This window comes from Micrococcus sp. Mcc89 (genome assembly GCF_024519795.1).
GTDB lineage: Bacteria > Actinomycetota > Actinomycetes > Actinomycetales > Micrococcaceae > Micrococcus > Micrococcus luteus.
The window spans coordinates 42674-58020 of sequence record NZ_JALJRI010000027.1; the positions used below are offsets into that span (position 1 = coordinate 42674).

The 15347-nt window shown below is 72.0% G+C and carries 12 protein-coding genes and 1 riboswitch; of the genes, 4 read left to right on the forward strand and 8 right to left on the reverse strand.

Going from position 1 to position 15347, the window contains the following annotated elements:
* Window positions 1-51: 51 nt before the first annotated feature.
* The 4 genes from NR072_RS03480 to NR072_RS03495 are packed head-to-tail and all read right to left on the reverse strand — an operon-like array spanning window position 52 to window position 4508.
* A complete protein-coding gene (locus tag NR072_RS03480) occupies window positions 52-1239 on the reverse strand; it encodes an enoyl-CoA hydratase/isomerase family protein (RefSeq protein ID WP_115165448.1) in 1188 nt (395 codons plus the stop codon).
* A complete protein-coding gene (locus NR072_RS03485) occupies window positions 1236-2033 on the reverse strand; it encodes an enoyl-CoA hydratase (protein ID WP_256836140.1) in 798 nt (265 codons plus the stop codon). Before NR072_RS03485 ends, NR072_RS03480 begins: the two co-directional genes overlap by 4 nt.
* Window positions 2030-2947: a 3-hydroxyisobutyrate dehydrogenase gene (mmsB, locus tag NR072_RS03490; RefSeq protein WP_049161272.1), complete on the reverse strand. Its 918-nt coding sequence runs from the start codon at window positions 2945-2947 to the stop codon at window positions 2030-2032. Before mmsB ends, NR072_RS03485 begins: the two co-directional genes overlap by 4 nt.
* 34 nt (window positions 2948-2981) lie before the next feature.
* Window positions 2982-4508 (reverse strand): CoA-acylating methylmalonate-semialdehyde dehydrogenase, encoded by a 1527-nt coding sequence (locus NR072_RS03495; protein ID WP_256836141.1) that lies wholly within the window; start codon window positions 4506-4508, stop codon window positions 2982-2984.
* 180 nt (window positions 4509-4688) lie between these two features.
* On the opposite strand from NR072_RS03495, the gene NR072_RS03500 reads away from it, so the two are divergent.
* Window positions 4689-5462, forward strand: coding sequence for an SDR family NAD(P)-dependent oxidoreductase (locus NR072_RS03500; RefSeq protein ID WP_256836143.1), 774 nt, complete (start codon window positions 4689-4691; stop codon window positions 5460-5462).
* Between the two features lie 61 nt (window positions 5463-5523).
* Here the strand turns inward: NR072_RS03500 and NR072_RS03505 are convergent, their stop codons facing one another.
* Window positions 5524-6048, reverse strand: coding sequence for a MarR family winged helix-turn-helix transcriptional regulator (locus NR072_RS03505; protein ID WP_256836145.1), 525 nt, complete (start codon window positions 6046-6048; stop codon window positions 5524-5526).
* Between the two features lie 78 nt (window positions 6049-6126).
* Entirely contained in the window at window positions 6127-7908 is a 1782-nt protein-coding gene (locus NR072_RS03510) for an AMP-binding protein (RefSeq protein WP_256836147.1), read from the reverse strand.
* A 150-nt stretch (window positions 7909-8058) separates the two neighbouring features.
* Between NR072_RS03510 and NR072_RS03515 the strand changes: the two genes are divergently transcribed.
* On the forward strand, window positions 8059-9267 hold the full coding sequence (locus NR072_RS03515; RefSeq protein WP_256836148.1) for an acyl-CoA dehydrogenase family protein: 1209 nt from the start codon (window positions 8059-8061) through the stop codon (window positions 9265-9267).
* Here the strand turns inward: NR072_RS03515 and NR072_RS03520 are convergent.
* Together NR072_RS03520 and NR072_RS03525 are read right to left on the reverse strand one after the other, a co-directional pair.
* The gene (locus NR072_RS03520; protein ID WP_256836150.1) at window positions 9242-9982 is read right to left on the reverse strand and encodes a YoaK family protein; all 741 of its coding nucleotides are present in this window, start codon (window positions 9980-9982) and stop codon (window positions 9242-9244) included. The genes NR072_RS03515 and NR072_RS03520 overlap by 26 nt on opposite strands.
* An 83-nt stretch (window positions 9983-10065) precedes the next feature.
* A complete protein-coding gene (locus NR072_RS03525) occupies window positions 10066-10437 on the reverse strand; it encodes an ectoine synthase (protein ID WP_020624813.1) in 372 nt (123 codons plus the stop codon).
* A gap of 198 nt (window positions 10438-10635) precedes the next feature.
* Between NR072_RS03525 and NR072_RS03530 the strand changes: the two genes are divergently transcribed.
* On the forward strand, window positions 10636-11907 hold the full coding sequence (locus NR072_RS03530) for an Nramp family divalent metal transporter (protein WP_095695290.1): 1272 nt from the start codon (window positions 10636-10638) through the stop codon (window positions 11905-11907).
* Between the two features lie 218 nt (window positions 11908-12125).
* Window positions 12126-12242: riboswitch (glycine riboswitch) on the forward strand.
* Window positions 12243-12404: 162 nt separating this feature from the next.
* Window positions 12405-15341 (forward strand): aminomethyl-transferring glycine dehydrogenase, encoded by a 2937-nt coding sequence (gene gcvP, locus NR072_RS03535; protein ID WP_002856690.1) that lies wholly within the window; start codon window positions 12405-12407, stop codon window positions 15339-15341.
* Window positions 15342-15347 lie beyond the last annotated feature (6 nt).

A 15347-nucleotide genomic window follows, 5' to 3' on the forward strand; every position in this document is an offset into this window, starting at 1 on the left:
CGCCCCGCGGTCACCACTCGTGACCACGGGGCGCCGTCCGTCGGGGCGGGCTCAGCCGAGCTGCAGCGGGTCCACCCCGGGCACGGGCTCGAAGTGCCCGGCCACGTCCTCGGCCGAGACGTCCTCGAGCCGGGCCGGGCTCCACGTCGGATCCTTGTCCTTGTCCACGAGCAGCGCGCGGATGCCCTCGGCCATGTCCGGCTCGCGCATCAGGTGGGTGGCGATCGTGAACTCCTGGCGCAGCGCGTCGGCCACGGTCAGGTCCGCCCCGCGCGCGGCCAGCCGGCGCTGGGCCTCGTGGGCCACGGCGACGGCGGTTGGGGACTTGGTGCGGATGGCCTCGGCGGCCTGCCCCGCGGCCTCGGCGTGCTCCCCGCCAGCGGCGGCGCGCTCGTCCAGGGCGGCGAGGACCTCGGCGGCCGTCTCCCGGTCGTAGGCGTCCTCGATCCACTCCCGGCCGGCCACCAGCGCGGAGGCGGGCCGTGCGTCCTCGGCCACCGCGAACCGGGCCAGCGCCTCGTCGGCGGCGGCGAAGGCGGCCTCGTCGCGCGCGCCCGCGTCCGCGGCCGGGCCGAGGGCGCCGAACGCCGCGGCGAGGGCCTGCTCGAGCTCGTCCAACCGGGCGGACTCCACGAAGACGTCCGCCAGGCCCAGGGCCACCGCGTCGGAACCGGAGGCGTGCGCCGAGGTCGCGGCCAGGTGCCGGCCCGCCTGGAAGGGTGCGCGGGCGAGGTGGAAGGAGCCGCCGACGTCGGGGGTGAACCCGATCGCCGTCTCGGGCATGCCGGCGCGCGTCCGCTCGGTGGCCACGCGGTGCGAGCCGTGCGCGGACACGCCCATGCCGCCGCCCAGGACGACGCCGTCCATGAAGGCCACGTACGGCTTGGGGTAGGCGGCGATGCGCTCGTTCATCGCGTACTCGTCGCGGAAGAACTCCTCGGCCTCCGCGAACCGCCCCGCCAGGAGGGAGGCGCGCAGGGAGACGACGTCGCCGCCCGCGCACAGCCCCTTCTCCCCGGCGCCGCGGATCAGCACGCCGCGCACGGCGGGGTCCGCGGCCCAGTCGGTCAGGGCCGCGTCGATCGCCCGGACCATGTCCTGCGTCAGCGCGTTCAGGGCGCGCGGACGGTTCAGCGTGATGCGGCCGAGGCCGTCGCGGACCTCGAGGAGCACCTCACCCGCCGCGCCGTCCCGTGCGGCCGCGGGGGCCGTCGTCGCGGTGGTCTGCGCGTCGCTCATCGGTGCTGCCACCCCGCCTCGCGCTTGGCCGTGAACGCGTCCATGCCCTCCTTCTGGTCCGCCGTGGCGAACGCGGCGTGGAACACGCGGCGCTCGAAGGCGATGCCCTGGGCGAGCGTGGTCTCGAACGCGGCGTTGACGGCCTCCTTGGCCATCCAGGAGGCCGGCTTGGACTTGGACGCGATGGTCGCGGCCACCTCCAGCGCCTCCTCGAGGGCCCTCTCGTCGGCCACCACGCGGGAGACGAGTCCGATGCGCTCGGCCTCCTCGGCTCCGATCATGCGGCCGGTGAGGATCATGTCCATGGCCTTCGCCTTGCCCACGGCGCGGGTCAGGCGCTGGGAGCCGCCCATGCCGGGGATGACGCCGAGGTTGATCTCGGGCTGGCCGAACTTCGCGCCCTCGCCGGCCACGAGCACATCGGCCATCATGGCCAGCTCGCAGCCGCCCCCGAGGGCGTAGCCGGTCACGCACGCGACGATGGGGGTGCGGGCACGGGTGAGCCCGTCCCAGCCGGCGAACCAGTCGGCCGCGTACATCTCGGAGAACTCCTTGGTGGCCATCTCCTTGATGTCCGCACCGGCGGCGAACGCCTTGGGGGAGCCGGAGAGCAGGATCGCCCCGATCTCCGGGTCGGTGTCCAGCTCCTGCACCGCCGCGACGACGGCGCGCATCGTCGCCTCGTTCAGCGCGTTCAGGGCCTTCGGCCGGTTCAGGCGGATGTGGCCGACCCGGCCCTGCCGCTCGACGACGATCGGCGACTCGGCGCCGTCCGGGGTGGTCTGCTCGCTCATGCCTCGCTCCTGTCCGTGTGTGATGCTCGGATGTCCTCGATGATGCCGGAAAAGTCGCGGGCGGCGCCTTCTCCGGCGGCGTACTCGGCGTACTTGGCCTGCGCGAGGCGGCCCAGGTCGGCCGCCACGCCCTGCTCGTCCAGGGCCGCGAGCGCGAGCCCGAGGTCCTTGGCCATCAGGGCGCCGGCGAAGCCGGGCTGGAAGTCCCGGTTCGCGGGGGAGCCGGGGACGGGGCCGGGCACCGGGCAGTTGGTGGTCAGGGACCAGCACTGCCCGGAGGCCTTGCTCATCACGTCGTACAGGGCCTGGTGCCGCAGGCCCAGGCGCTCGCCCAGGACGAAGGCCTCGGCGACGGCGATCTGCGTGACCCCCAGCACCATGTTGTTGCAGATCTTCGCGGCCTGGCCCAGGCCGGCGGCCCCGCAGTGCACGATCCGGGCGCCCATGACCTCGAGCAGCGGCAGCACCTCGGCGTACACCTCGTCCGAGGCGCCCACCATGAAGGCGAGGGTGCCGGCCTCGGCGCCCACCTGGCCGCCCGAGACCGGCGCGTCGGCCGCCCGCATGCCCGCCGCCTCCGCCGCCGCGGCCGCCTCGCGGGCCTCGGCGACGTCGATGGTCGAGCAGTCCAGGAACACGGTGCCGGGGCGGGCGGCGGCGAGCAGGCCGCCGTCGCCGTCCTCCCCCCGGTAGACGTCCAGCACCAGGCGTCCGTGGGGGAGCATGGTCAGCACGACGTCGGCCTCCGCGGCCGCCGCGGCCGTGTCCGTGACGGTCTCGACGCCGGCCGCACGGGCCTTCTCGAGGGCCTCGGGGACGAGGTCGAAGCCGAGCACGCGGTGGCCCGCGGCGGCGAGGTTGGCGGCCATGGGGCCGCCCATGTGGCCGAGGCCGAGGAACAGAACGGTGGTCATGGGGTCCTCCTGGTCGGGACGGGCTGCGGGGCGGTCACGAGCCGGCCGGCATCACGAAGCTGGCGCCCTCGCGCACGCCGGAGGGCCAGCGCGTGGTGACGGTCTTCGTCTTGGTGTAGAACTTCAGCCCGTCCGTGCCGTGCTGGTTCAGGTCGCCGAAGCCGGAGGCCTTCCAGCCGCCGAAGGTGTAGTAGGCGATCGGCACGGGGATCGGCACGTTCACGCCGACCATGCCGGTGTCCACGCGGGTGGAGAAGTCGCGGGCCGCGTCGCCGTCGCGGGTGAAGATGGCCACGCCGTTGCCGAACTCGTGCTCGTTCACGAGCGTGAGCGCCTCCTCGTAGTCCTTCGCGCGGACCACGGAGAGCACCGGGCCGAAGATCTCCTCGCGGTAGATGCTCATCTCCGGGGTCACGCGGTCGAACAGGGTGGCGCCCACGTAGAAGCCGTCCTCGTGGCCCTCGACGACGACGCCCCGGCCGTCCTCGACCAGGTCGGCGCCCGCCTCGACGCCGGCCGCGATGTAGCCCTCGATGCGCTCCTTCGCGTCCCTCGAGACGACGGGGCCGAAGTCCGAGGACGCCTCGAGCGACGGGCCGACCGTGAGGTCCTCCATGCGCTCGCGGAGCAGCGCGATCAGGCGGTCGGCGGTCTCCTCGCCGACCGGGACGGCCACGGAGATCGCCATGCAGCGCTCGCCGGCGGAGCCGAAGGCGGCGCCGACCAGGGCGTCGGCGGCCATCTCGAGGTCCGCGTCCGGCATGATCACGGCGTGGTTCTTGGCCCCGCCGAAGCACTGGGCGCGCTTGCCCATGCGGGCGGCGTGCGCGTAGATGGACTGCGCGATCGGGGTGGAGCCGACGAACCCGACGGCCTTGACGCGCGGGTCCTCGATGAGCGCGTCCACGGCGGTCTTGTCGCCGTGCACCACGTTGAGGGCGCCGGCGGGCATGCCTGCCTCCAGGGCCAGCTCGGCCAGGCGCACCGGCACGGAGGGGTCGCGCTCGGAGGGCTTGAGGACGAAGGCGTTGCCCGCCGCCAGGGCGATGCCGGCCTTCCACAGCGGGATCATCGCCGGGAAGTTGAAGGGCGTGATGCCCACGGCCACGCCGAGCGGCTGGCGGATGGAGTGCACGTCGATGCCGGTGCCCGCGTCGGCGGTGAACTCACCCTTGAGCAGGTGCGGGGCGCCCGCGGCGAACTCCACGACCTCGATGCCGCGCTGGATGTCGCCCTTGGCGTCCGGGACGGTCTTGCCGTGCTCCTGGGCGAGCACGGTGGCCAGCTCGTCCATGTTCTCGTTGATCAGGTCGACCCAGCGCAGCAGGATGCGGCCGCGGCGCTGCGGATTCAGCGTCGACCACGCGGCGAAGCCCTCCTCGGCGGAGGCCAGGGCGGCGTCGATCTCCTCGGCGGAGGCCAGCGGCACGCGGCCCGCCACGCTGCCCGTGGCCGGGTGGTAGACGTCGCTGTGCCGGCCGGAGGCGCCCTCGCGCCGCTCGCCGTGCACGAAGTGGGGGATCACGGGGGCGGTCTCGGTGGGCGCGGTCTTCTCGGACATGGGGGCTCCTCGCGGGTCCAGGCGGAAGGGCGGACGTCGTTCGGCGCCGCCCACGACGGGCGTGGCGGGCCCGGCCGTGCATGTGATCTGGGTTACTCATCCGCTAATCTAGGATGAGAACGTAGGACATGCAACTATCGAACTCGGGGGGTATCCCGAGGAGGAAGGGAGGGTCCGTCCATGGACCTGTCGAACCAGAGCGCGATCGTCACCGGCGGGGCCTCGGGCCTCGGCCACGCCACCGCCCGCCGCCTGGCGGACGCGGGCGCCGCCGTCGTGGTGGTGGACCTGCCGGACCGCGAGGGCGAGACCGTCCGTGCGGACGCCGTGGCCGCCCTCGGCCCCCATGCGCGCTTCGTGACGGGCGACGTCACCGCCGAGGACACCGCCCGGGAGGCCGTGGCCGCCGCGCTGGAGGCCGGGCCGCTGCGGGTGCTGGTCAACTGCGCCGGCGTGGCGACGCCGGGCAAGCTCGTGGGTCGCGACGGGCCGCTGTCCGCCGAGGTGCTGAGCCGGGTCCTGGCGATCAACGCGGTCGGCACCGTGGCGATGATGGCCCAGGCCGCCGCCGTGATGAAGGCGCAGGAGCCGCTCGGCGAGGACCGCGGCGTCATCGTCAACACCGCGTCCGTGGCGGCCTACGACGGGCAGATCGGCCAGATCGCGTACTCCGCCTCCAAGGGCGCCGTGGTCGCGCTGACCCTGCCCGCGGCCCGCGAGCTCGCCTCCTCGCAGATCCGCGTGGTCACGATCGCCCCCGGCCTGATGGAGACGCCCATGATGGCCGGCCTGCCCGAGGCTGCCCGCGAGGCGCTGTCCACCAAGACCCCGCATCCGGCCCGCCTCGGCCGGCCCGAGGACTACGCGCTGCTCGTCGAGCAGATCGTGTCCAACCCGTTCCTGAACGGCGAGGTCATCCGGCTCGACGGCGCCGTGCGCCTCGAGCCCCGCTGAGCCGGACGGTCCGGAGGCCGGGGAGCGGGGCAGGCGGAGGTGTGCTCCGCCGTCGGGGCGCTCAGGCGTCGAGGCCGTCGGCCTCGAAGTCGCCGGCCTCGGCGCGGAACCGGCCGAGGACGTCGATGAGGGTGTCCACGTCCGCCGGGTCGAAGCCGGAGCGGCCGAAGACCTCGGCGTTGAGCGTCTCCGTGGCGGCGACGGCGACGCGCCGGCCCTCGTCCGTGAGGGCGAGCACGAGCGCGCGGCGGTCCGACTCGTGGGGTGTGCGCTCCACCAGCCCGGCGGCCTCGAGCCGGTCCACCGCATTGGTCACCGAGGTGGGGTGGACCTGCAGGAGCGCGGACGCCTTGGACATCCGCATCCGCTTCTCGCGCGAGAAGTTCAGCAGCGCCAGCATCTCGTACCGCGCGAAGGTGAGCCCGTAGGGCTTGAGCGCGGCCTGCGCCCGACCCAGCAGGATCTGCTGGGCCCGCATGATCGAGGTGATGGCGGCCATCGGGCGGGCGACGTCACCCCATCCGTGACGCTCCCAGTTCCGGGCGGCCTCCCGGATGGGGTCCTGGGCGAGGGGTGGCTTCTTCATGGCGCTCCAGACTAGCGGCGCACCGGGGGTCCCCCGCCACCGCCGGCCACGGACGGGGCGGTGGCGGGGAACGGCCGGTCAGCGCTGCAGCTCCAGGTCCTCCTCGCGGAACTCGGTGCCGTAGCCGTCCGGGGCGGCGCCCGTCTGGGCGCGCTCGACCTCGGCCTTGCGCAGCTCCACGCGGCGGATCTTGCCCGAGATGGTCTTCGGCAGCTCGAGGAACTCGATGCGGCGGATGCGCTTGTACGGGGGCAGCTGGGTGAGCGTGAACTGCAGGATCGCCCGGGCGGTCTCCGCGGTGGGCTCGTGGCCCGGGGCGAGGGTGACGAAGGCCTTCGGCACGGCCAGGCGCAGCTCGTCCGGGGTGGGGACGATCGCGCCCTCCATCACGGCCGGGTGCTTGACCAGCACCGACTCCAGCTCGAACGGGGACACCTTGTAGTCCGAGGACTTGAAGACGTCGTCCGCGCGGCCCACATAGGTCAGCACGCCGTTCTCGTCGCGGCGGGCGATGTCGCCGGTGTGGAAGACGCCGTCGCGGAACACCTCGTCCGTCTTCTCCTGGTTGCCGTAGTAGGACTTCAGCAGGCCCGCCGGACGCGGGTCGAGGCGCAGGCAGATCTCGCCCTCCTCGGCCTCCTGGCCCGTGAGCGGGTCGATCAGGGTGACGTCCATGCCGGGCAGCGGGCGGCCCATCGAGCCGATGACGACCTTCTGGCCGGGGGTGTTGGCGACCTGCAGGGTGGTCTCGGTCATGCCGAAGCCGTCGCGGATCGTGGTGCCCCACGCCTGGTGCACCTGGTCGATCACCTCGGCGTTGAGCGGCTCGCCCGCGGAGATGGTCTTGGTCGGTGGGGTCGTCAGCTGCGCCAGGTCCGCCTTGATGAGCATGCGCCACACGGTGGGCGGGGCGCAGAAGCTCGTGACGCCGTAGCGCTCCATGTTGGCCATCAGGGCTACGGGGTCGAACTTGCGGGCGTTGTGCACGAAGATCGTGGCCTCCGCGATCCACGGGGCGAAGAAGTTGGACCACGCGTGCTTGGCCCAGCCGGGGGAGGCCACGTTGAGGTGCACGTCGCCCGGCTCCAGACCGATCCAGTAGAGCGTCGTGAGGTGGCCGACCGGGTACGAGGTGTGGGTGTGCTCCACGAGCTTCGGCTTCGAGGTGGTGCCCGAGGTGAAGTAGAAGAGCAGTGTCTCGTCCGCGGGGGTCGGCTCGGCCGGGGCCAGCTCGGTGGCGGCGTCGGCGGCGTCGTCGTAGGAGAGCACGGTGTGGCCGGCGACCTCGGGGGCGCGGCGCGCCGGGCCCTCCGCGAAGACGCCCGGCACGTGCACCAGGCGCAGGCCCTCGCCGACGCCGGCGAACTTGGCCAGGTCCTCGGCGCCGGCCACGGCCCACGCGGCGCCGGCGCGCGTCACGCGGTCCTCGAGGTCCCCGGAGGTCATCTGCGTGGTGGTGGGCACCATGACCACCCGCAGCTTGATGCAGGCGAGCATGAACTCCCACAGCTCCACCTGGTTGTTCAGCATCAGGATGAGGCGGTCGCCGCGGCGCAGGCCCTGCGCGGAGAGCCAGTTCGCCACCCGGCTGGAGGCCGCGGAGAGCTCGGCGAAGGTGCGCTCGGTGCTGCGCCCGTCGTCCTCGGCGATGATCAGCGCCGGCACGTCCGCGCGGGCCGGGTCCTGGGCCAGGCGGTCGAACCAGTCGAAGCCGAAGTTGAAGTGCTCGAAGCGGGGCCACTCGAACTCGGCGCGGGCGCGCTCATAGTCGGTCTGGCACTCGACCAGCAGGTCGCGGGCCGCGCGGAACACCTCCGTCGGTGACGGGGCGGCGACGGCGGTGGGGTCCTGGACGGTCATGGGTCCCTCCTCGGGATGGCTGCTGAACGGATCCTTGGCCGGGGGCCTGTGATCTGGAACACTACTGGCAGACCTGGATAGTTGGAAGTCCTACAGTCGGATTCGCGGCGAAACCGCCCGCCGTCGTCGGACCGCCCCCGAAGGAGAGCCATGACCGCCATCGCCGACCGCCCCGTCCCCGCCTCCGGCGCGCCCGCCGTCACCCCCGGCCTGCCCCACGTGGACCTGCTGCGCCTGCGGGACCGCCTCGAGCCGGCCGAGCGTGCCCGGCTCGACGCGATCGAGGACCACCTCCAGACCCGCGTGCGGCCGCACCTGACCCGGTACTGGGACGCCGAGGAGTTCGCGTTCGACCTGCTGCCGGGCCTGGCCGAGCTGGGTCTGGGGCGCCTCGTCCTGGACGGCTCGTCCTCGCTGTTCCAGCAGCTCGTGCACGCGGAGATCGCCCGCGTGGACCTGTCCCTGTCCGCCCTCGTGGGCATCCACAACGAGCTCAACCTCGGCATGATCGCCGGCCTGGGCTCGGAGCGGCAGAAGGCCACGTGGCAGGGGCGCCTCGAATCCTTCGACGCCCTGGGCGCGTTCTGCCTCACCGAGCCGGACCACGGCTCGGACATCGCCGGCGGCCTCGCCACCACCGCCACCCGCGACGGCGACGAGTGGGTCATCCGCGGTGCCAAGCGCTGGATCGGGGCCGGCACGATCGCCGACGTCGCGCTCGTCTGGGCGCGCGACACCGCCGACGGCGAGATCAAGGGCTTCGTGGTGCCCACCGACACCCCCGGCTACGAGGCCACCAAAATCAGCGGGAAGATGGGCCTGCGGATCATGCAGAACGCGGACATCACCCTGGACGTGCGCCTGCCCACGGACGCGATCCTGCCCGGCGCCACCACCTTCGCCGCCACCCGCGCCCTGCTGCGCGACTCGCGCATGTGGGTCGGCTGGCAGGGCGTCGGCGCGCAGATGGGCGTGCTGGACGTGCTGCGCTCCTACGCGCTGCGGCGGGAGCAGTTCGGCCGCCCACTGGCCGCGTTCCAGCTCATCCAGGCCCAGATCGCCGAGGTCGCCGGCAACCTGGCCGCCTCCGCCGGGATGATGCTCCAGGTGGACACCCTGCGGCAGGAGGGGCGGATGGAGATGATGCACGCGGCGATGGCCAAGGCCACCTCGACCCGGCTGGCCCGGTCCTCGGCGGCGCTCGCCCGCGACGCCCTTGGCGGCAACGGCCTGCTCACGGAGCACGAGATCGCCAAGATCATGGGGGACGTGGAGGCCATCTACTCCTACGAGGGCTCCTACGGCATGAACACCCTGATCGTGGGGCGTGCCCTCACGGGCGTCTCGGCCTTCGTGTGAGCCACGCGTCCTGCAGGTCCTGGATCAGCGGGCGGTGGGCGATGAGCAGCAGCACGCCGGCCACCGGGATGACCACCTCGAAGCCCAGCCAGAGGTAGCCGGCCGCGCCCGCCACCCCGCCCAGGAAGAACAGGGCCACGAGCAGCGCCAGCAGTCCCACGCGCCGCGGTTCCCCGACGACGGGGGCCGCGGCCCCGGGGCCGTTGCGGTACAGGATCTTGCCGAGCTCGACGCCGATGTCCGTGACCATGCCCGTCACGTGCGTCGTGCGGATCGGCCACGCCCCGATGCGGGTGATCAAGGCGTTCTGCAGGCCCATGGTGAAGCACAGCACGGCCACCACGACCAGCGGCCGGTGCGCATCGCGGACGTGCTCGGCGAGCAGGCCGAACACCAGCATGCCGACGCCCTCGAGCAGGAGGATGTTGGCGTACCGCGACCGGAGGCCGTTGACCCGGCCCCAGTTGAACACCAGCGCGCAGACGACCGCGCCCAGGATGAACATGGCCAGCGCGAGCAGGCCCGTGCCGACCAGACCCGGGGCGTGGAGGACCGCCGCGTCCGCCATGGACGCCACGATCCCCGTCATGTGGGACGTGTACGTGGCCACGGCGACGAAGCCCACGGAGTTGAGGATCCCCGCGATCGCGGTCAGCACCAGCGCCAGGTGGGTGCTGCGGCGCACGGTGCGCTCGGGGGCGCACAGGTTGAGCACCCCGCCACCCTACGACCGGACGCCGCCGTCGGCGCCGACGCGGGAGGCGCCGTCGTCGACGCCTCCCGTCACCGTGCCCGGGCTCAGTAGCTGGAGTAGCCGTCCTCCGACAGGGTGTGCTTCTCGTCGCCGGTGATGGCGGGGTTGAACACCGAGATCAGGTGCATGTCCTCGGTGCCGCCGCGCAGGTCGTGCGGCTCGTGGTCCGGCAGGACGTAGATGACACCCGGCGTGATCTCGTGGACGGTGCCGTCCGGCTCCACCACGGAGCCGTTGCCCGCGATGCAGTAACAGGCCTCCTGGTGGTTGCGGTACTGGAGCTTCGAGGACGATCCGGCGCGCACGATCGTGTGGGCGACGGCGAAACCCATCTCGTCCTTCGCGGTGATGAGGCGTTCGGAGGTGCCTCCGCCCCACTCGACCTTCTCGACGTCGTTCCGGCTGCGGGTGTACATGGCGTTCCTTTCGGCGAGCTCTGTGGGTCGGGCAAGGGGCCGTAGCCCTGGCTCCATCGTAGGATGCCCGTCTCAGACTGTGAGGGGCAACACGTGAGGGCTCATATGGGATGAAATAGTCCAGGTCCACTATGATGTGTATCACACCTGGTATACGCTTCATCTTGACCCATGCGGCCCGGAGATGGAGGAGACGCGATGGCAACGCAGGCGAGGGATGGCCGGTTCTCCAATGAGGTGTTGCCCCAAGACGAGAGGCCTAGTCGTTTCGGTCCGGGGCTAATCATCGCCGCGTCCTTCATCGGGCCGGGGACCATCACAACCTCCATCGTTACCGGTGCCGAGCAGGGATTCGTCCTGGCCTGGGCTGTCGTCTTCTCAATTTTGGCCACCATCGTCTTGCAGGAGATGTCGGGACGGCTGGGCCTCGCGACCCGCATGAGTCTGGGACACGCTCTGCGCGAGGTGTTCTCCTCGGTGCCGGCACGACTTGTCATGGCGATCCTCGTCGTCGCGGCGATCGGCATCGGAGGGGCGTCCTACGCCGGCGGTGACACAGTCGGCACCGCCCTCGCCTTGACTAGTGTGACCGGACTCAGCCAGCCCGTGGTCGTCATCGGGATCGTCCTCACGATCGGCGTTCTGCTCTGGACGGGCAGCTACAAACTGATCGAGCGGGTGCTGACCGTCATGGTCGGGTTATTGGGGCTGCTGTTCATCGTCACAGCTGTCCTAGTTCAGCCTCCGATCGGCGACCTCTTGATGGGCATGTTCATTCCCCGGCTACCACCAGGCACGGCGTTGCTGGCGGTCGCACTGATCGGGACCACCGTGGTCCCTTACAACCTCTTCCTGCACGCGAGTTTGGTGCAGGAGAAATGGGGGCCGGGTCTGGATTCGCGGGAATCTCTCCGAGCGGCGAGGACGGACACGGCGGTGTCGATCTCCGTCGGAGGTGTAATCACTCTGGCCGTGATGGCGACGGCGTTCGGCGGGATGTACGTCAAGGGCATGCAGGCCGAGACCGGTCGGGACCTCGCGTCCGCCCTGGAGCCCCTCCTCGGGGACGCGGCTGGCTGGGTCTTCGCGGCGGGCATGTTCGCGGCCGGGTTCACGTCCGCCGTAGCCGGCCCGCTCGGCGCGGCGTACGCGATTGCCGGTACACTGGGCCAGGACACCGATCTGCGCAGCGTCCCTGCTCGCATCGTGTGGGGCGCAGTCCTTGCGATCGGCGCCGTCATTGCCCTGACGGGCACGAATCCCACGGAGGTCATCGTCATCGCACAGGCGGCGAACGGGCTTCTCTTGCCCATCGTGGCCGTATTCCTGATGGTCGTGATGAACAGTCGTCGGCTGATGGGTTCGCATCGGAACGGCCCACTGGCCAACGCCCTGGGAGGGCTTGTCTGTCTTGTCGTCATCGGGCTCGCGGTTTACCAGCTGGGCGGGCTTGCCGGGCTGTGGGATTGAGGCCCGGCGATGAGGCGCGCCGCCGAATGACGTCCCTTACCGACTGTCGTGAGCCGACGGCATGCGACTGAGCCATTCCTCCCGTCACCCGTTTCCTGAACGAAAGCGCTTCGACACGCCGCCGTTTCATCAACGAAAGCCTTCGACACGCCCCGTCCGGCCCCTCCCGGCGGCCCTGTGACGCGGCGTACACGTGTGGGATACTGGCGGCACGCCGCATGCCCCGCGCGGGAGAGCGTCGGCGCGCGTCCTGCCCCGGCCGGCCGCGTGAGCAGGCCGCCGAAGGAGCAAACCCTCCCCGGGAATCTCTCAGGCATCCGTACCGCGTGGGGTCAGGCGCTCTGGAAAGCGTCTCACTCCGCCGCGCCCGCGTCCGGACCGAGACCACCGACGGTGCAAGCCGCCCACCCGGGCGTCGGAAACTCTCAGGTCCATGACAGAGCGGGGAGGAGCAGAGCCACGCCGTGACCACGGCAGGATCCCCCCGGAGGTACCCCGTGACCAGCCCCCAGACCACCGAGAGCACGACCGCGCTGCCCCACGAGCGCGTCGAGCCCAAGGACACCGCCTCGGCCCCCTTCGTGGCCCGCCACATCGGCCCGCGCCCCGCGGACGTCGAGCACATGCTGCAGACCCTGGGCTACGACTCGCTCGAGGCCCTCGTGGACACCGCCGTCCCCGCCGGCATCCGCCAGCCGAAGCCCCTCGAGCTGCCCGCCCCGCTGACCGAGTCCGCGGTCCTGGAGCAGCTGCGCGAGATCGCCGGCCGCAACGTCATGAAGACCCAGATGATCGGGCAGGGCTTCTCGGACACCGTCACCCCGGGCGTCATCCTCCGCAAGGTGCTGGAGAACCCGGCCTGGTACACGGCCTACACGCCGTACCAGCCGGAGATCTCCCAGGGCCGCCTCGAAGCCCTCCTGAACTACCAGACGATGGTCCAGGACCTCACCGGCCTGGACATCGCCAACGCCTCTCTGCTGGACGAGGCCTCCGCCGCCGCCGAGGCCGTGCTCCTCATGCACCGCGCCAACCGTCGCAGGACCGACGGCGTCACCCTCCTCGACGCGGACCTCTTCCCGCAGACCCTCTCCGTGGTGCGCCTGCGTGCCGAGGCCGTGGGCATCGACGTGCGCGTGGCCGACCTCTCCGCAGGCATCCCGGAGGACGTCCGCGCCGAGGTCGAGGAGAAGGGCCTGTGCGGCGTCGTGCTGCAGCAGCCCGGCGACTCCGGCCGCATCCACGACCACGCCGCCGTCATCGCGCAGGCCAAGGAGGCCGGCGCCCTCGTGACCGTCGCGGCGGACATCCTCTCCCTCGCCCTGATCACCCCGCCCGGGGAACAGGGCGCGGACATCGCCGTCGGCTCCACGCAGCGCTTCGGCGTGCCCCTGTTCTTCGGCGGCCCCCACGCCGCCTACATGGCCGTGAAGGAGGGCCTGCAGCGCAGCATGCCGGGCCGCCTCGTGGGCGTCTCCCACGACGACGCCGGCAAGCCCGCCTACCGCCTCGCCCTCCAGACGCGCGAACAGCACATCCGGCGCGAGAAGGCCACCTCCAACATCTGCACCGCCCAGGCGCTGCTCGCGATCGTCGCCTCGATGTACGCCGTCTACCACGGCCCCCAGGGCATCGCCCGCATCGCCCGCCACGCCCACGCCCAGGCCGTCCGCCTGGCGGAGGCGCTGCGGGCCGGTGGCGTCGAGGTCGCCGAGGAGCACTTCTTCGACACGATCACCGTCCGCGTGCCCGGCCGGGCCGAGCAGGTCCTGCAGGCCGCCGAGGAGAACGGCGTGAACCTGCGCCTGGTGGACGCGGACACCCTGCGGATCGCAGCCGATGAGACCACCGTCGACGCCGACCTCGTGGCCGTCCTGACGGCGTTCGGCCTGGACGCGGGCTCCCTGCCGGCCTCTGCGCACGAGGGCGCCGTGGCCACCCCGGCCGTGCCGGAGTCGCTGCGCCGCTCCTCCGCGTTCATGATGCACCCGGTGTTCAACACCCACCACTCGGAGACGAAGATGCTGCGCTACCTGCGCCGCCTCTCCGGCTACGACCTGGCGCTGGACCGCACCATGATCCCGCTGGGCTCGTGCACCATGAAGCTCAATGCCACCGCGGAGATGGAGGCCATCTCCTGGCCCGAGTTCTGCTCCATCCACCCGTTCGCGCCCGACCACCAGACCGAGGGCTGGCGGTTCCTGATCGCGGATCTGGAGGCCAAGCTCGCCGAGATCACCGGCTACGCGGGCGTCTCGGTGGCCCCGAACGCCGGCTCGCAGGGCGAGTTCGCGGGCCTGTGGGCCATCCGCCAGTACCACCTGGCCCGCGGTGAGGGTGAGCGGGACATCTGCCTGATCCCGGCCTCCGCCCACGGCACCAACGCGGCCTCGGCCGTGCTGGCGGGGCTGAAGGTCGTCGTCGTCGCCACCGCCGACGACGGCACGATCGACGCCGCCGACCTGGACGCCAAGATCGCGGCGAACGAGGGCCGCATCGCGGCCATCATGATCACCTACCCCTCCACGCACGGCGTCTACGACGCCGACGTCAAGGAGGTCTGCGCCACGGTGCACGCCGCGGGCGGCCAGGTGTACATCGACGGCGCCAACCTCAACGCGCTCGTGGGCCTGGCCCAGCCGGGCGAGTTCGGCGGAGACGTCTCCCACCTGAACCTGCACAAGACGTTCTGCATCCCGCACGGCGGCGGGGGCCCGGGCGTGGGCCCCGTGGCGGTGGGCGAGCACCTGGTGCCGTACCTGCCCTCCCGCGAGGCCCTGATGACCGCGGCCCCGCACGGCTCGGCCGGCGTGCTGCCCATCTCCTGGGCCTACATCCACCTGATGGGCGCCGAGGGCCTGCGCTCCGCCACCGCGCACGCGCTGCTGGGCGCCAACTACATCTCCCGCCGCCTCGCGCCCCTCTACCCGACGCTGTACACGGGCAACGACGGCCTCGTGGCGCACGAGTGCATCCTCGACCTGCGCGAGCTCACGGCCCGCACGGGCGTGACCGCCGAGGACGTGTGCAAGCGCCTCATCGACTACGGGTTCCACGCCCCCACCCTGGCGTTCCCCGTGGCCGGCACGCTCATGGTGGAGCCCACCGAGTCCGAGGACCTCGAGGAGATCGAGCGGTTCATCGAGGCGATGGAGGCCATCCACGCCGAGATCACCGCCGTCACCCCGGAGACCGTGGCGGACTCCGTCCTGCGTCGCGCCCCGCACACCCTCAACGTCCTGATGGCCGACGAGTGGGATCGCCCCTACTCGCGCGCCCAGGCGGGCACGCCGGTGCCGAGCCTGCGTCTGGACAAGTACCTGCCGCCGGTGGGCCGCATCGACGGCGCCTACGGCGATCGCAACCTCGTGTGCTCGTGCCCGCCGCCCGAGGCGTTCGAGGGCGCCGTGGCCGACACCGCCGACGAGGACTGAGAGGAT

Coding starts and splice junctions, on each gene's coding strand:
- NR072_RS03485 (WP_256836140.1), bottom strand. CDS start 2,033: ATGAGCGAGCAGACCACCCCGGACGGCGCCGAGTCGCCGATCGTCGTC.
- mmsB (WP_049161272.1), bottom strand. CDS start 2,947: ATGACCACCGTTCTGTTCCTCGGCCTCGGCCACATGGGCGGCCCCATG.
- NR072_RS03515 (WP_256836148.1), top strand. CDS start 8,059: ATGACCGCCATCGCCGACCGCCCCGTCCCCGCCTCCGGCGCGCCCGCC.
- NR072_RS03495 (WP_256836141.1), bottom strand. CDS start 4,508: ATGTCCGAGAAGACCGCGCCCACCGAGACCGCCCCCGTGATCCCCCAC.
- NR072_RS03525 (WP_020624813.1), bottom strand. CDS start 10,437: ATGTACACCCGCAGCCGGAACGACGTCGAGAAGGTCGAGTGGGGCGGA.
- NR072_RS03500 (WP_256836143.1), top strand. CDS start 4,689: ATGGACCTGTCGAACCAGAGCGCGATCGTCACCGGCGGGGCCTCGGGC.
- NR072_RS03510 (WP_256836147.1), bottom strand. CDS start 7,908: ATGACCGTCCAGGACCCCACCGCCGTCGCCGCCCCGTCACCGACGGAG.
- NR072_RS03530 (WP_095695290.1), top strand. CDS start 10,636: ATGGCAACGCAGGCGAGGGATGGCCGGTTCTCCAATGAGGTGTTGCCC.
- NR072_RS03480 (WP_115165448.1), bottom strand. CDS start 1,239: ATGAGCGACGCGCAGACCACCGCGACGACGGCCCCCGCGGCCGCACGG.
- NR072_RS03505 (WP_256836145.1), bottom strand. CDS start 6,048: ATGAAGAAGCCACCCCTCGCCCAGGACCCCATCCGGGAGGCCGCCCGG.